Consider the following 26,153-nt stretch of genomic DNA (forward strand, 5'->3'; position numbering starts at 1 on the left):
TGTCATAAAACGGCAGCATGTTTAATAAAGGATTATGCTGCTAAATAGCTTTTCTATTTTAAAAATAAGGCCAACATATTGGTAATAAATCTGATTTACCCAATATATTGGCCGTATAATTAAAGTTGCATGTCCATCATAATTCTATTCAACTTAGATTTTTAAAAATTTCAAGGAGTTTCAGATGCGGATTTTAATCACCAATGATGATGGTATTCATGCCGAAGGTTTAGCTGTCCTTGAAGATATTGCGAGATCTTTAAGTGATGATGTCTGGGTTGTTGCTCCTGAAAAAGATCAAAGCGGTTTGTCTCATTCTTTAACTCTTTCCGATCCCTTACGCATGCGGCAAATTGATGAACGGCATTTTTCGGTTCGTGGAACACCGACCGATTGTGTCATTATGGCGATCAAACATATTTTGCCGCAAGCACCCGATATTGTTTTATCTGGGGTAAATTCAGGTGGTAATCTTGCTGATGATGTTACCTATTCTGGTACCATTGCAGCTGCCATGGAAGGGACTTTATTAGGCGTGCGCTCTTTTGCTCTGTCGCAGGAATATGTAGGCGATAATAATGAACGTATTATTCCTTGGGATACTGCCCGCCAGCATGCACCAACAATTTTGCAAAAATTGATTGCTTTACCCCATAAGCAAGGCGTGCTGACTAATATTAATTTTCCAGCTTGCGCTCCAGATGAAATAGCAGGTATTGACGTGACCTGCCAAGGGCATATCGCCCATGATATTTATATTGATGAGCGCCATGATGGGCGTGGCTTTCCTTATTTTTGGCTCAAATTCTCTCGTAATAGAAGCTTGTGTGCTGAGGGAACCGATGCATATGCTATAGACAAAAACAAAATTTCTATCACGCCGTTACATCTTGATCTTACTGCTGATGAACAGCTTATTGCGTTAAAAAAAGCTTTTGCTTAAATATTGTTTGCTATGATTGGTGTGGTTTATATAACAAGGTGAAAAGCATCTAACATGCTTTTCATCCTTAGAATTGAAGAGTTTATAAAATTATGGTCGCTGAAAATAATGCAATGTCTGAATATGAGGCGTTGGCCAATTTAGCTTTGCGCTTGCGTTCAAAAGGAATTGACGTTTCAAATTTATTGTCAGCTTTAGAGCAGACGCCGCGACGCAATTTTATGGATCCTGCATTTTGCAATATTGCCTATAGCAATAGTGTTATACCCATTGATTGCGGCGAATATATCGAACGTCTTGACGAGCAGTTGATTTTGATTAATGCGTTGCAATTGGAGAAAAAAAGTCGGGTTTTAGAAATTGGCACTGGATCAGGATTTACGGCAGCGCTGATTGCGCGCTTTGCAGGAATGGTGACAACAGTTGAGCGTTATAAAACTTTGTGCGATGAAGCGCGTATACGTTTCCAAAATTTAATGCTTGATAATATTATACTAAGACAAGCAGATGCCATGCGCGGTATTTCATTTAACGGTCCGTTTGATCGTATTATTATTTGGCCATCAATGGTAAAAGAACCGCTGCCCTATATGGAATTATTAGCAGGTAATGGCATTTTACTTGTTCCGCTTGGCGTGGATGACGGAATGCAAACGATTATACGCTATTCAAAAACAGGCACACGATTTGAGCGTTCCGATATGTTTAAAGTACGTTATCAACCCTTTATTGAGGGGGTTGCTGAGATTTTATGATTATTTTAAGGCAAATTATAAGAAAAATTGCATTTTTTTAACATTTTTTTTCCAATCTTAACTCTCAAGTAAGATTAACCCTATTTAATGGTGCTTGACATTGATTATCGGGTACAGGCAAATCAGATGCATTTAAAAATAATTGATAAGGTTTCACGCCGTTACATTCAGGGGGCGGCACTCATAGTAATTACTGGTTTAGTTGCTGGTTGTAGTTCTGATACTATGCGGTTTACCGATGGTCTCTTTACAAATTCTACACCATCGCAGCAAGCAGCAGTAAATCGTCCTATTCCACAACAGCAGCCACAGCCGCAGCAATTGCCGCCGCCAGTGCAAAGCGGAACTATTCAAAGTAATGCTTTGCCGCCAGCGCAGCCGCAATATCAAGCTGCGCAGCAGCCACAATATCAAGCTCCGCAACAGCCACAATATCAGGCCCAAACGCCACAATACCCGCAGCAGCCAACCCACCAATTGGCACCGGGTCAAGTGGCTGGCACTGGTGAGCCACCACGTAATCTTGGTACATTGCCAGCAAGTGCTGTGCAAGGTGGTCACGCCTCATCAAGCGTTGGTAATCGCAGCTATATCGTGCAAAGTGGTGATACGCTAACGCGTGTGGCTAACCGTAATGGTGTTAGTGTTAATGATATTAAAAACGCTAATGGCCTTTCAAGTGGTGCTATTCGTGTTGGTCAAAATTTGATTATTCCAGGTCGTGGCTCTGCGGGTCAAGGAACAGCGGTTGCTGCTGCAAATCCGCCTGTAACTCCGGTAAGTGTTCCACGCACGCAAGCTGTGGGGCAAACCGCAGCCGTTAAACCTAATATACCTGCAGCGCAAACAACAACAGGAAATCAAAATACAGCGCAAAATACCAATCAAGGCAATGTAATTGAAACTGTTGCTGTGCGTATGGAACAGCCTACCACAGCACCGCAAAAAGTTGCTCCAGCCCAACAGGCGACACCGCAACAGCCTGCTGCACAAGCACAAAATGCTGTCGCTTCCAAAAATGATTCGATCGCCCAAGCTGAGCAAGTTGCTGCCGTTGCTCCACAAGCAACTGGTATTTCGCAAATGCGTTGGCCTGCTCGCGGACGTATTTTGAGTAGTTTTGGCCAGCTTGAGGGTACTGTAACCAATGATGGTCTTGATATCATGGTTCCTGAAGGCACATCAATCCGCGCAGCTGAAAATGGTGTTGTTATTTATGCTGGCGATGGCTTGAAAGAATTTGGCAATACAGTACTTATCCGCCACGAAAATAACATTGTGACGGTATATGGGCACAATAGTAAAATTCTTGTAAAGCGTAATCAGCAGGTACGCCGCGGCGATGAAATTGCAAAATCTGGCATGTCTGGTAATGCCTCAACGCCTAAATTGCACTTTGAAGTTCGTAAAAATTCTGTACCGGTTAATCCAGTCAAATTTCTTGAAAACTAATAAGCTATTATAATTAATGTAAAAATGACTATGTTGAAATTTTTCTATTAACCCGATGATACATAATAGTTAAGTATCAGCAATAGTTATTTTCACTCTTTGTTAAAAAAGCCTGGCAATCATGTCAGGCTTTTTTTGTGACTATTTAAAATGCTTTTTAAATATTTCTGCCGTTTATCAACCAAAAAATTTTTTCAATTTTGTAGTAAATGTTGCGTCATAAAGCTATTCAAAGCCCAATAGACTGTTAGATATCGCGAATACTTGGGTTGCACCATCGCCCAGCATGTATTTTTGATAATGTCACTTCGATTATTGGATAAGCATAAAAAACACAAAAAAACTGCTGTTTTAACTCATGATAAGTGGATATTTTAACTAGCAGCATTTGGGTTGTTTAAAATGAGCTTTTTTTCTAGCCGTTTAATGTAAAAACTAATGCCGTTCTCATTTTCTATTTTCTTATTCACTTCATTTATAAGAACAAATAAATGGTGGCAATCTTTTGCCGATATTTGCTTGTTTAAAAGAGGTGCGGCTTCATCAATGATAAATAAGCGGTCATTGAGTTTGAAATAAAGATTTTCAGCGACAACTAAGGACGAACGAGCATTTGCCTTGTCGGTCAATTGTGCCAATATATCGCTTTCAATCATATTGCCTAGTTCATTATCACTATCCTTATAAGATAGGCTTGCTAAACATAAGAGAGCCGCCAAAACCGTTGGCTCATCTTTAAGTGCTAAAAGTGAGGTTAATTTATCGTCAACTGGTTGACGTGGTAAGGAATGTTTATTTCTATTATTATTGTAATAATATACACCAATTAAAACACCAAGCAGAATAACAAACAATAAAAATGGCATGATACCCCCATAGATTAAATCGCCTTGCGCAATAAATTATGATTTTTAAATATATATATAATTGTTTAGGACTAGAACACCCTTAATAAATGTTTTATCACTTTTTAAGATTTATTATAATTTTTGAAAAAAAAGTTATGCTAACGCTCTAGTTAAATCGTATTAGCATTGATTGCGTTTTTATTATGGAAAGTGCCCAAATATCGATAAATATTTTGGTTTTGGGGATATAGAAAAGTTGTTAAATATATCGAGTTAAATTTCACCTATCAGACGTCACAGGTGATATCGATATGAAAGCTTGCAAAAATGGTTAGAAAAAAAGAACTACCATGAAAAAGCATGATAGTTCTTCGCAATTATTATTCAGCGATAGCGGCTTCATATTCTTCGGTTAATAAAAGCCAATTGGTTTCGCTTTCTTCCAATTGCTTTATGTAATTGGCTCTTTCAATTGATTTTTGTGAGGCTTTATCGGGTGATGAAGTATAAAGGCTTCCATCACTTAATTCCGTATCTAAACTCGCTATTTTTTTCTGCAATTTTTCAATGTTCGCTTCGTATTTTTGAATTTCTTTGCGTAAAGGCGCTAATGCCTGCCTTTTATCAGCACTAAGTTTACGTTGGTCTGATTTAGGCTTTTCGGGCTCGGCGATCACTTTTTTTTTAGAGTTAGAAGATTTATTCGAGTTGAGAATTTCAATGCGATAAGCATCCATATCGCCCTCATAAACGCCAACTCCACCATCGCGAACAATCCACAAACGATCCATAGTTGCGTCGATCAAATGGCGATCATGGGCAATAAGAATAACAGCTCCGTTAAAATCGTTAAGCGCTTCAACAAGCTCGGCACGGCTATCAATATCCAAATGGTTGGTCGGCTCATCAAGGATGAGAAGATTAGGGCCATCAAAAGTCGCCAACCCCATTAAAAGCCGAGCCTTTTCACCACCTGATAATTCTTTTGCTTTGGTCATCATCTTAGCGGTGGAAAGCCCCATACGCGCCACACGAGAGCGAATTTTAGCTTCAGGTTCTTGTGGCATTAAACGCCGTACATGCTCAATGGCATTTTCATCTGGATATAAATCATCTAACTGATGCTGAGCAAAGAAGGCAACCTTTAGATTTGGTGATAGGGTGATGGTTCCGCTTTCGCCTTTTAGTCGGCCAGCAATGAGTTTGGCGAAAGTTGATTTACCATTACCGTTTGATCCCAAAAGAGCGATGCGGTCATCATTATCGATTCGTAAATCAAGATTTTTCAAAATTGGTTTATTCGGTTCATAGCCAACATCGACATTCGAAAGCGCGATAATTGGTGAGGCCGCAACTTTTTCCGCATTAGGAAAGCTAAATGGTTCTACTCCTTCGCTTTTCCAAACGGTAATTGGCTTTAATTTTTCTAGCGCTTTTAAACGTGATTGCGCTTGCTTCGCCTTGGTAGCCTTGGCACGAAACCGAGCAACAAAAGCCTCCATATGGCTTTTTTTCGCTTCTTGTTTTACAGCTTGTTTTTGCTGAAGTTCCATGGTTTCGGCGCGTTGACGTTCAAATTGGTCATAATTACCGCGCCAAAAGGTAAGTTTTTGGTTTTCCAGATGTAGGATTGATGTGGCAGCACTATTCAAAAGATCTCTATCATGGCTAATAATCACCACCGTATGAGGATATTTTTTAATATAATCAATAAGCCACACTATACCTTCAAGATCGAGATAGTTGGTTGGTTCGTCCAATAATAAAATATCTGGCTCGGCAAATAAAACAGCTGCTAGTGCAACACGCATGCGCCAACCACCAGAAAAAGACGATGCTGGGCGCAATTGCGCCTCATTATCAAAGCCAAGGCCAGATAAAATGGTCGACGCACGCGCTTCAGCCGAATGGGCATCAATATCAGCCAATCTTATATGTATCTCAGCGATGCGCATTGGATCCGTTGCAGTTTCAGCTTCCTGCATTAAAGCATTGCGCTCTTTATCGGCTTCTAAAACAATTTCAATCAGTGATTGTGCAGTTGCCGGCGCTTCTTGGGCTACTTGGCCGATCTTAGCGCCTTTTGGTAACACAATTTTTCCAGTTTCCGTGCTGAGCTCGCCAACAATTGCTTTAAATAAAGTGGATTTACCGGTACCATTGTGGCCAACAAAACCAGTTTTCGAGCCCTCTGGTAAAATTGCACTACTATGGTCAATCAATAATTTGCCAGCCATTCGCACGGTAACATCATCTAAAATCAACATTTCAAGCTGGCCTTTTGTAAGTCTGTGGTTATTAAATTGTAAATGCCCAAAAAACTCCATAATCAAAGCTACAAAGGTGCATTTAGTCTATTTATGATGTTTAAATCTCACTTGGCCGATTATTTTAAAGCCATGTAGTATAAAAACAATGTTGAAAGTGATATAAGTCTTCTCGCTTCACTTGGCAAGCATGACGAACATCGCTATACCACAGATGCAATTGATTTTAACTTATAAAGGGCGAAAAAATGGCTATTGAACGCACATTTTCGATGATTAAACCTGACGCAACCCGCCGTAACCTTACTGGCGCTATCGTAGCTATGATTGAAGAAGCTGGCTTGAAAGTTGTTGCTTCTAAGCGCGTATGGATGAGCTTGCGTGAAGCAGAAGGCTTTTATGCAGTACATAAAGAACGTCCTTTCTTCCAAGAATTGACTGAATTCATGTCATCTGGCCCAACAGTAGTGCAGGTGCTTGAAGGTGAAAATGCAATTGCAAAATATCGCGAATTGATGGGTGCAACCAATCCTGCTAATGCAGAAGAAGGCACAATCCGCAAAGCCCATGCTTTGTCAATCGGCGAAAATTCAGTTCACGGTTCAGATGCAGTAGAAACAGCAAGTGAAGAAATTGCTTACTGGTTCTCACAGGTTGAAGTTGTTGGATAATGACTGCTAAATTAAGCAGCCATATATTTATGTAATAAAAAAGCCCGATTTTTTTAATCGGGCTTTTTTTAAAAACGACGATCAGTTTTTAAATGAGATTAAATAGGTTTTCAAATCGAATTATTGGTAACAAAACGCGCAATTATATGATTATATTCATCTTTAAGATTGAGGGTATTGTCTTTGTCAATCTCATAGCTACGTACTTTTGAAATCATATTAACGAAACGGTTTTCCTGTCCTGTAACCGTTTCTGGGCAGCTTATAAATGTCATTCCAAGTGGATCGAATGTCAATGTATTTTTTTTCTCGTTAATGAGTGCCATTGAAAAGAACCGGTTACACCCACCAGAACCATTGACAATATAATGATTGGCTACAGCTGAATTATTATTAATACCTAATGCTGGCATTTGCATAGGATTGCTTATGGTAAAATTTATGTTCAAACCTTGCGGCGGTTGTATATTATTGATTTCACGCGCTATCCATTCAGATCCAGTTAAACTTTTTATCTGGTTTGGAGCGGATTCTTGCTGACCAATAGACGCGAGGCGCATAATGTAACCAGACTGTTTGGGGTCAATAATTGTTGGTGTTTCACTTACATAGATAAGAGAATCACCAATAGAAATTCTGGCTTTCAAGCTGTATTTATGGTCCCTACTTAAATCTGCAAGTTCGATAGGTAATTTAAACTCAGTCTTTCCTGAATTGCTTGCAGGAATGCGCGCTTCACTAATTACTTTTTGCGAACCAGCTGTACTTTGGTCAATCAGTTGCACCAGCAAATTAGCCTGACTTGGCAGCGGACTAGCCTGATCATAATGCACTTGGCCAAAAATTTGCTTTTCAATGCCAGCAGCATGAGCATGACCAACGCCACTTATTTCAGTGTAATTTGCCATTATGTGGTCTTTGCTCAAATGCAAAAAAGCAACGAGAGCAACACCTATAGAAGCAAAAGTAATTAATTGACGTTTCATATAATGCAACTCATCCTCATTTATCAAAAATTGCTTGGCGGAAATTTGCCATCAAGATAAATATACGGTTTGGAGTATATTTAAAAAACAATCGTCTTGTTTGTTCGTCATCAAATTTTACATGCAAATTAAAAAACTGTTTTGACCTCGGTAAATTATGGAAGATAAGGTTTAAAATAGCTGCCTTTTTTTCTTCAACTTTCCTTAAAGCCTCATCTTTTGTGTTCTTTTAAAGTTGCACGATAACAAACATAACAAAACAGGGTTAATTAAGCACTAAAACAAGGCGAAAGGCTGGCAACGCACATCCTTATTGATGAAATAATTTTTCAAACTGCAAAAGCTTGTGAGATTCATAGGTTGTCAGCTAAATTTAAAAAAAAGCTGAAAATGTTGGCTAGGTTATATTTACGCTTTTTTTGTGATGGCTTTTTAAAAGGCGAGCTAAAAAAACTAAAAAATATGCAAATTAGGCTTTATGCTAGGTTTATAAACTAAAGTTAAAATCAATATTTGCTAGTTTGTAAGATATTAAAAAACGCACCCAGCATTTAATAAAATATTGGGTACGTTTAAAACTTATTTAAAAATTAGTGCATTAATTAAATTGGTTAGTGCATACCAAATACGCGATTGAAGATCGTGTCAACTTGTTTGGTATGATAGCCAAGGTCAAATTTTTCACGAATTTCTTCTTCAGATAATGCATTGCGAACATCCGCATCATTGAGCAATTCTTCTAAGAAATCCTTACCTTCTTCCCAAACGCGCATGGCATTGCGCTGCACAAGGCGGTACGCATCTTCACGGCTAACACCTGCCTGTGTTAAGGCAAGTAATACGCGTTGAGAGTGCACAAGACCGCGGAATTTATTTAAATTCTTCATCATGTTTTCTGGATAGACAAGAAGCTTTTCAATAACACCAGTAAGACGAGCCAAAGCAAAATCCAATGTAATTGTCGCATCTGGTCCAATATAACGCTCAACGGATGAGTGTGAAATATCGCGCTCATGCCAAAGCGCAACATTTTCCATCGCTGGCATCGCATAAGAGCGTACCATACGTGCAAGACCGGTAAGATTTTCAGTTAATACCGGATTGCGCTTATGTGGCATGGCCGATGAGCCTTTTTGGCCAGGTGAAAAATATTCTTCAACTTCGAGCACTTCAGTGCGCTGTAAATGGCGAATTTCAATTGATAAACGCTCAACAGATGAAGCTATAACCCCTAAAGTTGCGAAAAACATGGCATGGCGATCACGAGGAATAACTTGTGTTGAAACCGGCTCTGGGCGCATGCCGAGTGATTTTGCAACATAATCTTCAACGCGTGGATCAATATTGGCAAAAGTGCCAACCGCGCCTGAAATTGCACAAGTAGCAATTTCATTTTTAGCAGAAACAAGGCGGTCACGACAGCGGTTAAATTCGGCATAGGCTTGTGCGAGCTTAACGCCAAATGTTGTTGGCTCTGCGTGGATACCGTGGCTGCGTCCAATGGTAACTGTATCCTTATGCTCAAAAGCACGCTTTTTTAAAGCTGCAAGGAGCTTATCAAGGTCATCCAATAGGATGTCGCTCGCGCGCATTAATTGAACGTTTAATGTGGTGTCAAGCACATCTGATGATGTCATGCCTTGATGGATAAAGCGGGCATCAGGGCCGACAAATTCAGCAAGATGGGTCAAGAATGCGATGACGTCATGCTTGGTAACCGCTTCAATTTCATCAATACGGGCAACGTCGAAAACTGCAGCAGATCCTTTTTCCCAAATGGTCTTGGCAGATTCTTTAGGGATAACGCCAATTTCAGCCAAAGCGTTACACGCATAAGCTTCAATTTCAAACCAAATACGATATTTTGTTTCTGGGGACCAGATAGCAACCATATCGGGGCGAGAATAACGTGGGATCATTTGTTTCTTTCCTGTTTGGCAGATGAATTATTTGAAATATTTATACAAAAACAATCGATAGTTTAACACTAGACCTAAAATTGGTGGTAATAGCCTATTTCACCAAACCGCTTTCAGCAGCGCACCGAATAGCAGATATGCGCGGCCCGTAAGTTGCAATGTCACCACCCTTATAAATGGCAGAACCAGCAACAAGAGCATTGGCACCAGCCCGCGCAATAGCCTCAGCATTTTGTGCTGTTACCCCACCATCAACCTCTATTTCAATTGGGCGATCGCCAATCATAGCCTTAACCCGTGCTATTTTTTCAAGACTTGAAGGAATGAAGCTCTGACCGCCAAAGCCGGGATTTACGCTCATAACTAAAATAAGATCAATATCATCAAGAACATATTCAAGTGCGCTTTCAGGTGTAGCAGGATTTAACGCTACGCCAGCCTTTTTTCCAAAACTGCGTATGGCTTGCAGGGATCGATGTAAGTGTGGACCCGCCTCGGCATGAATGGTGATGATATCGCAACCAGCCTTGGCAAAGGCTTCAATATAGGGATCGCAAGGTGCAATCATTAAATGCGCGTCAAAAGTCGCGTCGGTCAATGGGCGTATAGCTTTTACAACATCGGGACCAAAGGTAATATTGGGTACAAAATGTCCATCCATGACATCAATATGAACCCAATCTGCACCTGCTGCCAGAACATCTTTTACTTCTTGACCAAGTTTTGAGAAATCTGAGGCAAGAATAGAAGGTGCAATAATTATTTCTTTGGACATAGCTATTTCCTATAAGCGCTTAATATTAGCAAAGATGCCATTTTTGAAATTTATTCAAATCGCATTGAATAAATCCAAATGAAAAAATGAGAAGTGCTTTTAGATTTCTTTTAATACAAGATAGAACATAACGCAAAAGATATAAAATGTAATCAAAAGGATTTTTATGTCAGCAAGGAAATGCGATGATCGTAGTCAATGCAATCAAATGTTTGGTGGTAATTAAACAGACTTTTAAATGGCAAGTGACATTTAATAAAGTCGATATTGTTAGCCCTAAAGTATAAAAGCATTTCAACACAATTTGGTGTTTAGAAATGCTTTTATCAATATTGGCGATGATTGCTTAAATTTATCAAATTGGTAAAATAAGGCTTATGGCAGCGCGTTATAGGCAGCCTTTACACCATCAAGACTGATGATGCCACCCACGCCATCTTGTGGGGTGGTGAAGACGTAGAAAGTTGCATTTTTACCATTTAAAAATGCGTTAAGCTCGGTGTTACTAAGCAGTGCTTCACCAACACAGCTATCACCCAAACAGCGACGGTACGGCATACTTCCCATATCTGTTGTACCATCAATCATAATGCCGATCCCCAGCTGCAACTCGACGCGAATGGGAACAATAACGCGTAATAATGTGCCTTGTTCTTGCGAGGGGCGTTTTATAAAAGACACGCGAAAAGAAATATCAGGACGATCTTTGGCGCGCGCACTTTGGGTTATTTCGCATTGTATATTGGGCGTACCGGAAGGTTGCGAACAAACCTTGGTCCAAGAACCGAATGTTTGATTTTGCGGAACATCTTGTTGGCTTGCAGACTGTGAAAAAGCCGGCATTGGAGCCATGCCTAGGGAAACAAACAATCCGGCTACAGCTGTAGCACGCATAGTTTTATTTAAAGATCTATAAAAATTTCCAAAAGCTGACATAAGAACTCCTGCTCGAATCACGCAATAGATTATCGCGTAAAAAGATGTTTAAAAAGTAACACCAATAAAAATAATTAGCCTATATGTTTTTTACCCCCAAAAAACACATAACTTGTACCTGTTCTTGATAATCTGTTATTCTTGAATAGCCTAACAAGGATATAAAAGAAAACTTAACCTATATAAGCGCCTTTTTAGTAGCGTTTAATATCTCTTTTTTAATAATATTAAAAACATTGTTTTAATAAATCATTTATTACCAAAGGGAAAGCCGATTTTTAAACAATATCAATTAAGATAAAAGCGGCCTTTAAAGAAAATGCGGCTAGCTGTTTTGCCAATGATCCCGCTTTATTTGGTCATCTTGTTTCGCTTCAACCCAATTGCCGATAGTGCCGTCTTTTCTATGTTCTTTTTTCCAAAACGGTGCATCGGTCTTTAAGTAATCCATAATGAAGTTGGCAGATTGAAAAGCTGCGCTGCGATGTTTTGAGGCGGTGATTACTAAAACAATATTTTCGCCTACTTCAATAAGACCATGACGGTGAATAACTGTTACGGCATCAAGCTCCCACTGCTGTGCAGCGTTTTCGGCCATTTTTGTAATTTGCTTTACTGCCATATTGGGGTAATGCTCAAGTTCTAAAGCTTTTAGCGTACCAGCTTCATCGCGGCAAAGGCCTAAAAAACTGACTACCGCACCAATGTTTTTATTGTTATTGGTTAATCGTGCAATTTCATCATTAACATCAAAATTTTTGTCTTGGATACTGATGAAGATGTTTTCCATTTTGCTATTAGTCAATATCAGCCTCCTGTCATCGGAGGAAAAAAAGCAATTTCTTGTGCGCCTGCAATAAGAGTATCGTGAGATACTTGTTCATGGTCTATTGCAACATTAATGATTGCCTGATTTTCAAAGGCTGCCGCATATTTTTCATCACTATTTTTTAAAAATGAAAAAAGCTCGCTAATGTCTTTGACCGCTTCCGGCAACTCAATATTTTCTTCTGCAGCGCCAATTTTTTCTCTGACCCATGCAAAATATACCAGTTTCATATTTAAATTTCCTTAGACAAATATTTAAGCGCTGTAATTAGAGAGTGGAAAAACGCAGCCAAAGCATTTCAGTGATGATTAAACCCTAAATTATATGCTTCAATCCAGCCCTGAAATAATCCCAGCCCGTAATTAAAGTCAATATTGCTGCAATCCACAATAAAACAAGGCCGAGTTGAGTTGTGTAGTAAAAATAAGGTTCGCCAGCTTCACCAATCAGCAAAATCATTAACGCTATCATTTGAACGGTGGTTTTCCATTTTGCTAGGCGCGAAACCGGAACACCTACTTTTAATTCAGCTAGATATTCACGTAAACCTGAAACCAGTATTTCGCGGCAAAGAATGATGATTGCTGCCCAAAGTGACCAGCCTGCAATGGTTCCGTTCGCTGCCAACACTAAAAGGCAGGTAGATACGAGCAATTTATCGGCAATTGGATCAAGCATGCGACCTATATTTGAGGTTTGTTTCCACATGCGTGCAAGATAACCATCAAAAAAATCGGTTATACTTGCAACTACAAAAATAATAAATGCAGCCCAATGGGCTGAGTTTGATGGCTTCCATTCACCTTCATGAAAAAAACAAAGCACAACCATAGGCACGGCTAGAATACGCGCATAGGTCAATATATTAGGAAAAGAAAGAGCATTATTTTTCATGCGTTGCGCCGTATTCCAACTTCTAGAGAGCTTTATATTTTACTAGCATGTCTTAATCGCGTTGTAAAATGACAGAAAATTTAAAATAGTTTTATTATTAAAATTTTTTCCATAAAAAATATCATATTTAAATAAATATTCCTTGTATTAAATATAATATTAAATTCATTTAATATGCTTTCATTTAGGATTTAAATAATATTATTTGATTGAAATGCTAATATATTAAATTGTAAATTTATAAAATTTACATTTTAAATTTATTTAAACATCTTATTGGTTTCTAGAATTAAATTATCTTTGTATTTTGATAAAATTTTCGAATAGGTATCATCACTAATATTTTGGCTAAAGTCAATTTCAGAAAGTTTTATTTCTATGTTACTTGTTGTGACCTTGATATGTACACTTTGTAAAACTTCTCTTAATTGGTTTGCAGCTTTGCCGCCTCCCATATTGGCATAGCTAACGATCACTGCCGGCTTATCAGCCCATTCGTGATAAAGATGATCGATAGCATTTTTTAAAGCTGCCGGATAACCCCAATTATATTGCGGAAAAACAAATATATAAGCATCACCGCCGGATATTTTTTTACTCCATAATTTTGTATGATCATTAATATAAATACCATCTGCTGGCAAATTAGGCTCATCATCCATTGGCAAATGCCAATCTTTTAAATCAATAATTTCGGTTGAAAAATCGGTAGCAATTTCCTTGTTTATCCAATTTGCAATATGAGGCCCTATACGCCCTTTGCGAACACTACCAATGATGATTTGAATATGCGGTTTCATCTATGTTTCCTGTGGGGTAACAAATTCATATTTATTAAAAATCAAAAAACTAAAAAATATTGTTATTTTTCATTAAAATGATCACTGATGAGCTTTGCTATTGATTGCGATATGCCTTCAACGCGCATAAGGTCTTCAAGAGCCGCGCGTGATACTGCTTTGGCGGTACCAAAATGGCTTAATAAGGCGCGTTTACGAGCAGGCCCAATACCTTCAATTTCATCAAGTGGATTTTTAATCATTTCTTTTTTACGTTTGGCACGGTGGGTGCCAATGGCAAAACGGTGCGCCTCATCGCGTAGTCTTTGAATGAAATATAGAACTGGATCACGGGGAGGCAATGTAAATGATGGCTTGCCTTCTACAAAAAAACGTTCACGGCCAGCTTCACGATCCATACCTTTAGCAACGCCGATAGCGATCATCACGTCATTTATTTCTAATTCGCGTAGAACTTCATGGACAACTTTCATTTGTCCTTGGCCGCCATCAATTAAAATGACATCAGGCCATGGCGGAAAACTATCATCATCTTGGCTAATATTTTCAACAGGTAAACCATTTTCCTTCAATAGTCGGGAAAACCGCCGCTCCATCACTTCACGCATCATACCATAGTCATCGCCCGGCGTGATGTCTTGAGATTTTATATTGAATTTTCGGTATTGGTTTTTGACAAATCCTTCAGGGCCAGCAACTATCATGCCGCCAACGGCGTTGGTTCCCATAATATGTGAATTATCATAGACCTCGATACGTTTTGGCACATGGTCTAGTTTAAATGTTTCCGCAAAGCCTTGTAAAAGGCGAGCTTGAGTGGAGGTTTCGGCTAATCGCCGCCCCAATGCTTCGCGGGCATTGGTAAGCGCGTGATCGACCAATTCTTTTTTTTCACCGCGTTGCGGTTGCGATATTGTGACTTTGCGATTTGCTTTTAAGGTTAGAGCTTGGGAGAGAAGCTCTTCTTCTTCAATTGCTTCGCTGATCAAAATCAGTGATGGAATTGGCTTGTCATCATAAAATTGGGCGATAAAAGCTGATAATATTTCACTTGTAGAAATGGATGAATCGGCTTTTGGGAAATAAGCGCGGTTGCCCCAATTTTGCCCTGTCCGGAAGAAAAATACTTGAATACAGCTTTGCCCACCTTCAAAGTGCAAGGCAAAGACATCGGCTTCATCAACCCCTTGCGGATTAATGCCTTGGTGGCCTTGAATATGAGCAAGGGCAGCAAGGCGGTCACGATAAACTGCTGCGTGCTCAAAATCCAACATTTGTGACGCATGCTGCATGGATTTCAGCATATCCTCTTTAACCGCATGGCTTTTACCTGAAAGAAAATCCTTTGCCTCTTTGACTAAAAGCGCATAGTCATTTTCAGATATTTCATTGGTACATGGGCCAGAACAGCGTTTGATTTGATATAAAAGGCAAGGGCGGGTGCGTGTTTCTAATACTGAATCAGTGCAAGTACGTAATAAAAAAGCACGCTGTAAACTGTTTATCGTGTGGTTTACCGCTCCGGCTGAGGCAAATGGGCCAAAATAATCACCTTTTTGGCTGCGTGCACCGCGATGCTTAAATAAGCCGGGGGCTCGATGGTTCTTGGTCAGAACGATGTAGGGGAAGGATTTGTCGTCCCGAAGTAAAACATTATATCTTGGCCGTAACCTTTTGATAAGATTAGCTTCTAATAAAAGCGCTTCAGTTTCAGTATTGGTAACCACAAATTCCATATTATGGGTCGCACGGATCATGCGGCTGATGCGGTTAGAATGGCCAGTAGGGCGAGTATAATTGGCAACACGCTTTTTTAAGTTGCGGGCTTTACCGACATATAGCACTTCATTGTTTTTATCAAACATACGATAAACACCGGCCTTGTTGGGTAGGCGCTTTACAAAAGCGGCTATAAGCTGCGCGCCCGTTAGTCCATCGCTATCGCGTTCTTCTTCTGAGTTTTCCCATTCTATAGCTTGCACTGCGTCGGCGCTTGCTTCATACAAGTCTTCATTATTTGTGTCATCCACATCACTATTGGTAAGCGCATAATTTTGTCCTGCAAGATCATTGTCCGCAGGGTCGTTTAGTTCCAGTGAATCAATATCGCCATGATTAGGTTTCTTAAGTTCATTCATTCATTTTGCCCAATTACATCAGGAGTTTGCCAAGCAAGATGTTGGCCGCCGTCAAGGGCAATCATTTGTCCGGTAACTGATTGGGTTTGCCATAAATAACGTATGGTTGCGCCAAACTCAGTTAATTGGGGACCATGTTCCAATAAAAGTGCATGGCATTGTTTGTCAAAATCTTCTTCACTTTGACGTGGGCTTTTAAGGCTAGGGCCGGGGCCAATGGCATTGACCCTAATACGCGGTGCAAGGGCTTGTGCGAGGGTTTGTGTCGCCGTCCATAGTGCTGATTTTGATAATGTATAGGAGATGAAATTGGGATTTAGTTTTAAAACCCTTTGATCTATCATATTAATGATTAGGCCCTTGTGGTCCAAGGGCAGTAATTTATGCATCGCATTGGCAAGCATAACAGGTACTTTAACATGCAGGTTGAAATGATTATCCCAGATTTGTTCATCAAAATGACCAATACTATCAGCTAGAAAAATCGACGAATTATTGACTAATAGGGCGATAGGCCCCATTTCATCACTAATCAACTGCATGAAACTGTCTAAATTAACGGTTAAAAGATCACATTGAAATGCTCTAGCTTGCAGCCCGCCCTCGCGCAATTTGTCAACAAATTCTTCTGCTTCGTCTTTGGAGTCATTATAATGGATCGCGACCTGAAAACCGTGCCGAGCAAGATCTTCAGCTATTGCAGCTCCAAGACGCTTAGCGCCACCGGTAATCAATGCTACAGCTTGGCGATTATTCATTAGATGTAGATCTCTTTCATTAGGGCCGTAGGTTTAAGTCTATATTGTATGGGTTTTTTGCCATTATTTTCCATATGACGTTGCTTATATAGAGTGCATATTGCGATTGTTCAACTGGATGGACAGGCGACAAAAATTATATTGATTGAATTTATAAGGCGTATTTTAGTGTTTCAAAACATGCCCAGTTTTGATAGGCTAAATATTGGCGGTATCGTAATTAATCCGATATCTCACTGCATTTTGCTGAACTGAAAAATGTGTCGATATTTTTTTGCCAATCGTTGCTAGGTTTTAAAACACGTAAAATTGCAAATCCGCGATCTAAGCTCTGTTGGGTAAGGACCGGTTTTTTTATCTTGTCAGCTATTATTTGACGATAATCCATAATTTGAATCGGATCGCCAAGCACAAGATCTAATATTTGATCAGGTGAGGTGCGGTCATTAATGCTATAAAGATTATCGCCTTTGTCATTATAAATCGAAAGTGACCAAAAAGCGACATTACCTTTTGCATAAAAATGAATAGGATTATTGCTTAGGTCAAAATGACATAATCTTATTTGGGCAATTGGATCTGTTTCTTGAATGATTGAGTTTTGGGCAGGCAAAGCGGTAAACTGATTAGCAGGTGCCAATTGTTTTATTTCCCCCCAAAAGACTTGTTGCTGCAATGTTGGATATAGAAATAATAGCGTAATATGGACGATAATTGCACCCAAAACGGCCATCAATGCAATATAAAAAATTCTAATCACAGCGGCCATCCTTTATGCGTTCAATTTTTGGCAATATTGGATTGACCAAACCTGTTTCTGAAGCGACCGGTGTATCATAAAGTGTCATAACAAGGCCGTAATGCTTGCTTGGCGCGACATAAAGCCAATTGCCGGCCTTGGCTGTAGACGAGATTGCAATTTCTATATCGCCATTGCTTTCAAAAATAAGCGCATCTGAGTTTAGTTTGGCCAAATAGGGGGGGGCTGCATCAAGCGGGCGAGCATTTTCATCAATGGCATAAAGGGTAAAAAATCGCAAAGCAGGCAATTGGCCAGTAATTTTATAATTGCAATTGGAGTTAAGGGGCTTGTCTTCCGTGTCGCGCCAAGCGTGAAATGTTAATCCTTCAGCTCTTCCAAGAGCAAAGGCGTTTTGTTGCAAGCGGTGCGCTCTTGCATAGACATCTGCTTCAATAGTACCAGCAAGTGGTGCAGCATGCCACGAGTTAATAGTGAATTGTGAAAATCCGCCAAAGTTTTTAAATATATATTCACTTCCATAAAAGCCGCTAGGAATGGCAATGAACAAAGCTATGACAACAGAAATTATGTAACGTATCATGAATACCAATGGTTCTAATAAAATGCTTGCAAAATAATCGGCCTATAGATCTACTGCTTTTAGGCTTACAATATGTTTAAAGGCAATATCATAATTCCTCGCACCATTAAAATCGCAAATACTATAATTTAGTATTAAATATGCTTAGCATATGGGAAAATTGCTTTTTAAAGGTCTGTTTGCCAATCCATTATCTTTAAAATAAGTTCTCACTTTAGAAAAATGTCTAAATATCATCTTTTATCGGATTTGTTGGATATCGGAGGATACGAGGCGCGTGCGATCAATACCGTTAAATTCTGGTGGTGATGATAAGGCGTCTTTAATCTCTTTTAAAATTCCAATCGAAGCTGGTGATAATACTTGCGGCAGGTTCGCAGATGGCGATGTATCTGCAGTATTGGCAACAATATTTTGATTGTTGGAAATATGGTTTTCTACCCCATAAAGTGGCTTTAATTCAATATTGTGATGAGCATATAGCATCATGCGCTGCCAAATCATAGCTGGTACTACGCCACCGGTTAATCTGCTCATTGGAGTAAAGTTATCATTCCCCATCCAAACCGCGGCGGAATAATTTCCCGTATAGCCTACAAACCATGCATCGCGATAATTTTGTGATGTACCAGTTTTGCCGGCAACGCGCGTCATGGGTAGGGCGGCACGGCGACCGGTTCCGCGTTCTGGGACTTGTACAAGCATGGAATTGATTGCTTGGGTGGCTTTTTCACTCATGACGCGGTGAGGTTTTTCGCCATCGCGTTGCCAATCCCATAAGATGCGGCCGTCTTCAGTCATGATTTGGGTAAAGCCATGACGATTGCCAGCCATGCCGCCATTGGCAAAAACATTAAAGCCAGTGGCTTGATCAAGCGGTGTCATGCCAGAGGTGCCAAGAACCATAGTTTTATGCGAGCTAATGGGAGATTCTATGCCCATTGCTTCAACAAGATCCACAATTTCTTTAGTGGAGCGGTTAAGGTATTGATAAGTGATGCGCACCGGTACAGTGTTTAAAGATTTGACGAGCGCTGTTGCAAGATCAACGCGCCCAGCATAACCGCGGCCATAATTTCGTGGCTGCCATCCTGCCCAGTTTATTGGCGCGTCTGATATTACTGTTTGTGGCGTAAGACCATGCTCCATTGCTATTGCATAAACATATGGCTTAAAGGATGAGCCAGCTTGGCGCTGCGCATGGGCTGCACGGTTAAACTGGCTTTTGGCATAGTCAACGCCGCCAACCATCGCGCGTACTGAACCATCATTTTCGATAATTACCGTTGATGCTTGGGTTGCGCGATATTGCTTGCCATATTGGCTGATGTGATATTCAACCGATTCTTCCGCAGCTTTTTGCAAGCCAAGATCAAGGGTTGTGCGCACCACTAGCATACGGGTCGATAATTTATCGCCCATTTTTTGCACTTCATCATAGATCCAATCAAGGAAATAGTCGGGGGCATCATTATTAAGGCTGGCAACAACCGTTGCAGGGTGAAGTCGCGCAGCTGCTACTTCACCATCACCCATAAAGCCAGCATCTACTAAATTAGATAAAACAACATTGGCACGGGCACGGGCGGCTGGTAAATTAATATGGGGGGCATATTTGCCCGGTGCTTTAAATAGTCCAGCAAGCATTGCAGCTTCTGAAAGTGATACGTCTCTTATATCTTTACCAAAATAATATTTTGCTGCTGATGCAATACCAAAATTACCGCCGCCCATATAAGCGCGGTCAAGGTAAAGCTGTAATATTTCTTTTTTACTAAGATTGGCTTCTAGCCAAAGCGCTAGATAGGCCTCTTTGACCTTACGTTTAAAGGTTCGCTCATTGGATAGAAATACATTCTTGGCTAATTGCTGGGTAAGGGTGGAGCCACCTTGAACCACACCATTTGCACGCATGTTTTGGCTAAGAGCACGCGAAAGGCCATAAAAATCTATACCCCAATGCTCAAAAAAACGGCGATCCTCCGTGGCAAGAACAGCCTTAATAACGAAATCTGGCATATCGTCAATGGCAATATTTTCTGCATGCATTGCACCACGTTGCCCAATTATATTATTATGGCGATCAAGCATAGTCATGGCAAATTCATCAGGTGCACGCCAGTCGCCATCAGTGGCCTTATAGACGGATAGTCCCAAAACGACAAATAATGTCAAGCCAATAAGACCAAGTGTCATTGCTTCGTCGGCTATTTCAACGAAAAATCGTTTTTTACCACGAACTCTGAACTTCTTTGAAAAAATTGAAAGTCGATCCCAAATGCGACCAAAGGAATAGGAAAATTTATATAATGCATTATCAACCCAAGCGTCTAAACCGATAAATAAAGGACTGCGAAAGCCTTTACCGGTTTTTGTACCCTTTGATTTTTGTTTCCGACCGACCATTATACTGCGCCTGCCTATGGGTTAGATAGAGTAATTATATTGATTTAAATCCGTTATATGCTTATTTTTTAATTAAATTTCCTGTGAAAGTTTTTAACCTTTCACTGCCTCCATTACAATCATTATCGTTAAAATTTGGTGATTGAGACTTAAAAAAATCGCAATTTGGTTAATGCTAATTATAGGGGATTCTAATATAATTAGTTTATTTTATAATGGTTATATTATCGGTCTGCGCTAGTTGACCGTGATAAAACCAGCAAAAAAAACGGATTATATGCTTTAATCGTTCTGTTCTTGCACAAAAAGTTTAAATGGTTAAATCAATTGATTAATGTCATTTTCAGAAAAGTGATTCTACTTGCAAAAATTTTATCAAGTAGGTTTTATTATCTGAAGGCTATGATTGTTTTTATGCCGGATATTTATAAAGGACAGTTGGTCGCTGTTCATGCAATATTCAGGTAAACTATATTATAAGAGGGTCATGATGAAAAAACTTACATATTCAATTATTGCACTTGGTTTAACTAGCATTAGCATTTCCCCTGCTTTGGCAGCAGATTGCAATGCAGTGGGTCAGAAAATTGCCGATGAACAAGGTGGTCAGCTCTCTAAGGCGACGCCAACCGTTCAAAATGGTAAAGATGTTTGCGTCGTGGTAGTTATTATTCCTGGTCGGAATGGAGAGCAGCCTCGCCGTGTAGAAGTTGCGGTACCAGCTAATTAAGACTTAATTCATCAAATAAATTGAATTTTAGTTTGGTCGCTATTTGGTCTAAAATCGGATTTTTTAATGCGTATTTTAATTGTTGAAGATGATCGGGAATTGAACCGCCAGCTTGTGGAGGCAGTGACTGAGGCTGGTTATGTTGCTGATTGTGCTTTCGACGGTGAGGAAGGCCACTTCCTTGGTGATACAGAACCTTATGATGCCGTAATTCTTGATATTGGCTTACCAATTAAGGACGGCATCAAGGTTTTGGAAGAATGGCGAAAAGACGGACATCGCATGCCAGTTTTATTATTGACTGCGCGCGATAGATGGTCTGATAAAGTAGCTGGCATTGATGCTGGCGCTGATGATTATGTTGCAAAGCCATTTCATATGGAAGAGGTTTTAGCTAGGTTGCGCGCTTTGATTAGGCGTTCTAGCGGTCACGCTTCAAGCGAATTTCATTGTGGCCCAGTGTTTTTGGATACGAAGACTTCCAAAGTGACTGTAGACAATCAAATTATCAAGCTTACCTCCCACGAATATCGTTTGCTTGCTTATCTCATGCATCATGAGGGTGAGGTAATATCGAGAACTGAATTGGTTGAGCATTTATATGATCAAGATTTTGATCGAGATTCCAATACTATTGAGGTATTTGTTGGGCGTTTACGTAAAAAGCTTGGGGTTGATATTATTGAGACTATTCGTGGTATGGGCTATCGTTTGAAGAAACCAACCGCTGTTTGATTGATTATTTATATATATTTTCTTTTTTATTTTTCTATTCAATGGGTTGAGTTAAAAAAATCACAAAAGGCGCTATTTTGAATTTTTTCTCCAGAAGATCCTTTACCTTACGCTTGGGGATATTCTCAACCCTTTGGGTAATGGTGGCCTTGATAATTGTCGCCTTTACTGCATCAGCCCTTTATCGCGAAGCAAATGAACAAAGCTTTGAAGATTTGCTATCTGCCCATTTATACTCACTTATCGGTTTTGTAGATGTTTCGCCACAAGGTGTTTTGCGCGGTAAGCCCGAGCTTGGAGATATCAGATATACAGATGCAAATTCGGGTTGGTTTTGGGAAGTGACGGCCGTCTCTTCTAATTTGCGTGGCAGATTGCAATCTTATAGCAGTGGGGCCGGGCGTGTATTATCACCATCTGAAAGTGAAGTGCCTTTTGATAGCCATTTTATGCGCTCGTATCGAGCCAAAGGTTTCCAAGGGCAGGATGTATTGGTTGTAGAAGGTGATGTGCTACTTGATCAGGAAGATCGTGTGGCAAGGTTTCGCATCATTGGTAATCTTTATGAAGTTGAAAAACAATTTATAAAATTCCGCGATACAATGAGTTTTTATCTTGCTGGCCTTTGTATCGCCAGTATTATTATCAATGTTATTGTTATATTGCTTGGCCTTTCGCCGCTTTTTAGGGTGCGCAAAACCTTAAAGGCTATTCGTACTGGTAAAGCAGATAGGCTTGACACAAATTTACCGCTAGAAATTGCACCTCTTGCGCGTGAGATGAATGCGCTTATCGATAATAATCAACGTATTGTTGAGCGATTTCGAACTCAAGTTGGTAATCTTGCTCATTCACTTAAAACACCGCTCGCCGTCTTGAGTAATGAAGCTGAAAAAATTGGTGGCCAACAAGGAAAAATCATTCGCGAACAAAGTTTAGCAATGCAAGTTCAGATTAAGCATTATCTTGAACGGGCGCGAATAGCGGCCCAGCGTGATAGTGTTGTTTACCGCACGGATATGGTACCAACTTTAGAGCCGATTATTCGTGTTATGCGCAAACTTAATCCTGATAAGCAAATTGAAAGCCAATTATATAACGGGCAGATTATTTTTGCCGGTGAAAAAGAAGATATCGAAGAAATTATTGGTAATCTTTTAGAAAATGCTGCCAAATGGGCTGTCAGTCTTATTAAAATAGATTTAGCATTGGCTGATCGTGACGATAAATCTCCTAAAAGATTTATAATTTGTATTGAAGATGATGGTCGAGGCCTTGATGAAAGTGATATTAGTGAAGCTTTAAAGCGTGGACGAAGATTAGATGAAACCGTGCCTGGTACAGGTCTGGGGCTATCTATTGTGGTTGATACAGTGCGCGAATATGGCGGCGAACTTAAACTTGATCGCTCACAATTAGGGGGATTGCGTATCCGTATTTATTTACCAGTTGCAGAAGATTGAAGCCAAGTTATTCATTTGAGGATAATATCGTATTTTAAACATTTTTTTAAATCAGAATAACGGATGATGCCGCTTTTAGTAATTCATAATCGGGTAAGTTATATCGCTGACGCAAGGTTTCACCAGCAATTGGTGGCGTGCGTAACTTGCGCTCTTCAAGAATGGGAATAACTGTTTTTCCAAATAGATCAAGTTCATTGGGCAATATTGGGAATATGACATTAAAACCATCTGCGGCTTCTTCATCAAACCATTTTTGCATATCATCAGCTATTTTATTGGGTGGCCCCATTAAAAGAAGGTGACCGCGTGAACATAAAAAACGTGCCTTAAACTCTTGCAAACTATAATTATTGCGTTTTGCTGCGTTAAGTAACAGTTTTGCTCGCCCTGGGGTCTGCGGATCCTCTGCCTTATCTAGGACACATGTCGGCAATGGATCACTAAGATTATATTGTGAAAGATCAAAGCCCAATATTTTAAACAGCTCGTTCCAAGCAAAATTTGCCGGAGCAAGATCGTTAAGTCTCGCTATTTTTTGCTCTGCTGCGCTATAAGTGTCGGCAATAACAGGCACAAGGCCAGGAAATACCAAAATTTTTCCTTGTCCGCGACCAGATTGCACCGCGCGTTGTTTTATATCTTTATAAAAATCCTGTGCGTCATCTAAATGACATTGCACAGTAAACGAAATATCTGCATATCGACTAGCAAAATCTCTACCATAATTCGATATGCCACCTTGAGTAAGAATTGGGTGTCCTTGAGGTGAAGGCGGAACGGTGAGAGGCCCCGAACTACGTATGTAATGGCCACGATAATTAGCTTTTTCAACCGCTTCAGCTTGAAAATATACGCCGCTTTCCTTGTCGGCTAACCGCGCATTTGGCTTCCAGCTCGACCATAAATAAGATGCAGCCTCGACCACGTCTTTTGCCCTTGCATAGCGCTCTTCATGGGGGGCAAGGACATCTCGTCCAAAATTTTTAGCCTCAGGAAGAGTGGAAGACGTAACAATATTCCATCCTGCCCGTCCATTGCTAATGTGATCAAGCGAAGCAAAGCGTCTAGCTATATGAAAAGGGTGGTCATAGGTGGTCGATGACGTGCCAATTAGTCCGATTGATTGGGTGACAGAAGCGATTGCTGATAAAACAAGAATAGGATCAAGCGAACCGATAATTTCAGCTGGAGATTCATGATGAAGTGCTAAAATTTCCCCAAGAAATATGGCGTCAAACCGAAATTTTTCTGCGCTTTGAGCAAGATTTTGCCAATAACCAAGCTTGGTTACTGCAAGTGGGTCTATTTCAGGAAGCCGCCATGCCGATATATGGCTGCCAAGTCCATAGATCATTGTATTTATATGCATGCGTCTCATGGCATTATCCATCTAGAATTATCAACTTAAAAAAAAGGGTTCTATTATAAAATATCATGGTTATGGATTTATGGCTCATAAACGAAATTCCGGTCATAAACAATAAAGCCACGCTGGTATTTATTCGTGTTTACTATTGTAGTTTGCAATAAAGTAAAATCGAATTTATTGCTATGTTGACTATTCAGGTTGTTTACTAAAATGGCCTATTTAAAAAGGAATGCGAGTCAAATTATTGCGAGCTAATGGCAATTTGCCAAATTGTTTAATTGAGATAGCCCAAATTGTTTAGTTGAAATAGCAAAGAATACAAAATTAGAAAGTCAAATCGTTGCTCAGTAAAGCAGTTTTTTAATGCATGACTTAACAACTTATTGTCAGCATAGCTTTTTTTGTGTTTTTGAGGCATTAATATAGCGACAATTTGTCTCCAACTATCTTTATATGAAAAGCATAAAACTAAAAATACAATAATAGAGCAATGTTTTTCCAATTTATTTTGTTTAAATGTTATATTTGATTGATTTTATCGTATTTTTTTCACTGGTATAGCTTCACAGTTTTTCAAAAATGCTCTAGTTATTCACTGTTTATATTTTTATGTGGCTATAATTTTAGCCGCACTGATTCATGGTATTGAAAATGAAAAAATCGGCTGTCCTTATAACAATGTTGTGTGTTCCTTCACTGGTTGCAGGTTGTGTCAACAAAACTCATCCTGTAACGACTGCGACAGAAAACCTGATCTATAATGCCATGGGTACGGGGCTTCTTGGTGATTCTATTTCGCAAATCCCTAGCAACCAGCGCAGCCGTGCATTGGAGGCCGAATATAAGGCGTTAGAATATACCCGTTCAGGCAATACAATTAATTGGGCGACTAATGATGGCGCTGCATCAGGCACAGTAACGCCGGGGCAGCCTTATCGTGTTGGTTCGCAAAATTGTCGCCAATATAGCCATAGTTTTACGATTCGTGGAGTTCCCCAGACCAATCGTGGCAGTGCCTGTCGAAATGACGATGGTAGTTGGTCACCGTTAAATTAATATATATATGCTAATGCATGCAAATTATAAAATTACATAAAATTTTGCTATTTAGGATTGCTGTTAATTAAGTGATT

General features: G+C 39.8%; 24 protein-coding genes. 8 read left to right on the forward strand and 16 right to left on the reverse strand.

Annotated features, from left to right (window positions below; genetic code table 11):
- Window positions 1-184: 184 nt before the first annotated feature.
- From surE to N5852_RS06570, 3 genes are all read left to right on the forward strand, one after another.
- On the forward strand, window positions 185-943 hold the full coding sequence (surE, locus tag N5852_RS06560) for a 5'/3'-nucleotidase SurE (protein WP_262099600.1): 759 nt from the start codon (window positions 185-187) through the stop codon (window positions 941-943).
- 92 nt (window positions 944-1,035) lie between these two features.
- A complete protein-coding gene (locus tag N5852_RS06565) occupies window positions 1,036-1,698 on the forward strand; it encodes a protein-L-isoaspartate(D-aspartate) O-methyltransferase (RefSeq protein WP_262099601.1) in 663 nt (220 codons plus the stop codon).
- Window positions 1,699-1,824: 126 nt separating this feature from the next.
- Window positions 1,825-3,150: a LysM peptidoglycan-binding domain-containing M23 family metallopeptidase gene (locus N5852_RS06570; RefSeq protein WP_262099602.1), complete on the forward strand. Its 1,326-nt coding sequence runs from the start codon at window positions 1,825-1,827 to the stop codon at window positions 3,148-3,150.
- Window positions 3,151-3,524: 374 nt separating this feature from the next.
- On the opposite strand, the gene N5852_RS06575 is transcribed toward N5852_RS06570, so the two are convergent.
- Together N5852_RS06575 and N5852_RS06580 are read right to left on the reverse strand one after the other, a co-directional pair.
- The gene (locus N5852_RS06575) at window positions 3,525-4,016 is read right to left on the reverse strand and encodes a hypothetical protein (protein WP_262099603.1); all 492 of its coding nucleotides are present in this window, start codon (window positions 4,014-4,016) and stop codon (window positions 3,525-3,527) included.
- Window positions 4,017-4,378: 362 nt separating this feature from the next.
- Window positions 4,379-6,265 carry an ABC-F family ATP-binding cassette domain-containing protein gene (locus N5852_RS06580; RefSeq protein WP_262099604.1) on the reverse strand — a complete coding sequence of 629 codons (1,887 nt, stop codon included), beginning with the start codon at window positions 6,263-6,265 and terminating at the stop codon, window positions 4,379-4,381.
- A 248-nt stretch (window positions 6,266-6,513) separates the two neighbouring features.
- Between N5852_RS06580 and ndk the strand changes: the two genes are divergently transcribed.
- The gene (gene ndk / locus N5852_RS06585) at window positions 6,514-6,936 is read left to right on the forward strand and encodes a nucleoside-diphosphate kinase (protein ID WP_262099605.1); all 423 of its coding nucleotides are present in this window, start codon (window positions 6,514-6,516) and stop codon (window positions 6,934-6,936) included.
- A 110-nt stretch (window positions 6,937-7,046) separates the two neighbouring features.
- Here the strand turns inward: ndk and N5852_RS06590 are convergent, their stop codons facing one another.
- The 13 genes from N5852_RS06590 to N5852_RS06650 all read right to left on the reverse strand — a co-directional run bounded on the left by N5852_RS06590 (window position 7,047) and on the right by N5852_RS06650 (window position 20,738).
- A complete protein-coding gene (locus N5852_RS06590; RefSeq protein ID WP_262099606.1) occupies window positions 7,047-7,922 on the reverse strand; it encodes an META domain-containing protein in 876 nt (291 codons plus the stop codon).
- A 611-nt stretch (window positions 7,923-8,533) separates the two neighbouring features.
- Window positions 8,534-9,841, reverse strand: coding sequence for an adenylosuccinate lyase (gene purB, locus N5852_RS06595; protein WP_262099607.1), 1,308 nt, complete (start codon window positions 9,839-9,841; stop codon window positions 8,534-8,536).
- A 94-nt stretch (window positions 9,842-9,935) separates the two neighbouring features.
- Window positions 9,936-10,616: a ribulose-phosphate 3-epimerase gene (gene rpe / locus N5852_RS06600; protein WP_262099609.1), complete on the reverse strand. Its 681-nt coding sequence runs from the start codon at window positions 10,614-10,616 to the stop codon at window positions 9,936-9,938.
- Window positions 10,617-10,991: 375 nt separating this feature from the next.
- The gene (locus N5852_RS06605; protein ID WP_262099611.1) at window positions 10,992-11,552 is read right to left on the reverse strand and encodes an invasion associated locus B family protein; all 561 of its coding nucleotides are present in this window, start codon (window positions 11,550-11,552) and stop codon (window positions 10,992-10,994) included.
- A gap of 325 nt (window positions 11,553-11,877) precedes the next feature.
- Window positions 11,878-12,342, reverse strand: coding sequence for a molybdenum cofactor biosynthesis protein MoaE (locus tag N5852_RS06610; protein ID WP_262099709.1), 465 nt, complete (start codon window positions 12,340-12,342; stop codon window positions 11,878-11,880).
- A 17-nt stretch (window positions 12,343-12,359) separates the two neighbouring features.
- A complete protein-coding gene (gene moaD, locus N5852_RS06615; RefSeq protein ID WP_262099613.1) occupies window positions 12,360-12,611 on the reverse strand; it encodes a molybdopterin converting factor subunit 1 in 252 nt (83 codons plus the stop codon).
- 85 nt (window positions 12,612-12,696) lie between these two features.
- Window positions 12,697-13,275, reverse strand: a complete 579-nt coding sequence (gene pgsA / locus N5852_RS06620) for a CDP-diacylglycerol--glycerol-3-phosphate 3-phosphatidyltransferase (RefSeq protein WP_262099614.1) — start codon at window positions 13,273-13,275, stop codon at window positions 12,697-12,699.
- A 260-nt stretch (window positions 13,276-13,535) separates the two neighbouring features.
- The gene (locus N5852_RS06625) at window positions 13,536-14,075 is read right to left on the reverse strand and encodes an NADPH-dependent FMN reductase (RefSeq protein ID WP_262099615.1); all 540 of its coding nucleotides are present in this window, start codon (window positions 14,073-14,075) and stop codon (window positions 13,536-13,538) included.
- 62 nt (window positions 14,076-14,137) lie between these two features.
- Window positions 14,138-16,213, reverse strand: coding sequence for an excinuclease ABC subunit UvrC (uvrC, locus tag N5852_RS06630; protein ID WP_262099616.1), 2,076 nt, complete (start codon window positions 16,211-16,213; stop codon window positions 14,138-14,140).
- On the reverse strand, window positions 16,210-16,971 hold the full coding sequence (locus N5852_RS06635; RefSeq protein WP_262099617.1) for an SDR family oxidoreductase: 762 nt from the start codon (window positions 16,969-16,971) through the stop codon (window positions 16,210-16,212). Before N5852_RS06635 ends, uvrC begins: the two co-directional genes overlap by 4 nt.
- Before the next feature lie 220 nt (window positions 16,972-17,191).
- Window positions 17,192-17,731: a DUF1254 domain-containing protein gene (locus N5852_RS06640; RefSeq protein ID WP_262099619.1), complete on the reverse strand. Its 540-nt coding sequence runs from the start codon at window positions 17,729-17,731 to the stop codon at window positions 17,192-17,194.
- Entirely contained in the window at window positions 17,724-18,314 is a 591-nt protein-coding gene (locus tag N5852_RS06645) for a DUF1214 domain-containing protein (protein WP_262099620.1), read from the reverse strand. The genes N5852_RS06640 and N5852_RS06645 overlap by 8 nt, the downstream gene beginning before the upstream one ends.
- A gap of 240 nt (window positions 18,315-18,554) precedes the next feature.
- Entirely contained in the window at window positions 18,555-20,738 is a 2,184-nt protein-coding gene (locus N5852_RS06650) for a transglycosylase domain-containing protein (protein WP_410004252.1), read from the reverse strand.
- A 472-nt stretch (window positions 20,739-21,210) separates the two neighbouring features.
- On the opposite strand from N5852_RS06650, the gene N5852_RS06655 reads away from it, so the two are divergent.
- From N5852_RS06655 to N5852_RS06665, 3 genes are all read left to right on the forward strand, one after another.
- On the forward strand, window positions 21,211-21,450 hold the full coding sequence (locus tag N5852_RS06655; RefSeq protein WP_262099794.1) for a hypothetical protein: 240 nt from the start codon (window positions 21,211-21,213) through the stop codon (window positions 21,448-21,450).
- A gap of 66 nt (window positions 21,451-21,516) precedes the next feature.
- Window positions 21,517-22,185, forward strand: coding sequence for a response regulator transcription factor (locus tag N5852_RS06660; RefSeq protein WP_262099622.1), 669 nt, complete (start codon window positions 21,517-21,519; stop codon window positions 22,183-22,185).
- A 140-nt stretch (window positions 22,186-22,325) separates the two neighbouring features.
- Window positions 22,326-23,648, forward strand: a complete 1,323-nt coding sequence (locus tag N5852_RS06665; protein WP_262099710.1) for a sensor histidine kinase — start codon at window positions 22,326-22,328, stop codon at window positions 23,646-23,648.
- A gap of 46 nt (window positions 23,649-23,694) precedes the next feature.
- On the opposite strand, the gene N5852_RS06670 is transcribed toward N5852_RS06665, so the two are convergent.
- Window positions 23,695-25,029: an NtaA/DmoA family FMN-dependent monooxygenase gene (locus tag N5852_RS06670; protein WP_262099623.1), complete on the reverse strand. Its 1,335-nt coding sequence runs from the start codon at window positions 25,027-25,029 to the stop codon at window positions 23,695-23,697.
- 642 nt (window positions 25,030-25,671) lie between these two features.
- Between N5852_RS06670 and N5852_RS06675 the strand changes: the two genes are divergently transcribed.
- Window positions 25,672-26,076 (forward strand): RT0821/Lpp0805 family surface protein, encoded by a 405-nt coding sequence (locus tag N5852_RS06675; RefSeq protein ID WP_262099624.1) that lies wholly within the window; start codon window positions 25,672-25,674, stop codon window positions 26,074-26,076.
- Window positions 26,077-26,153 lie beyond the last annotated feature (77 nt).

Origin of the sequence: Bartonella sp. HY328 (assembly GCF_025449335.1) — a bacterium.
Taxonomy (GTDB): domain Bacteria; phylum Pseudomonadota; class Alphaproteobacteria; order Rhizobiales; family Rhizobiaceae; genus HY038.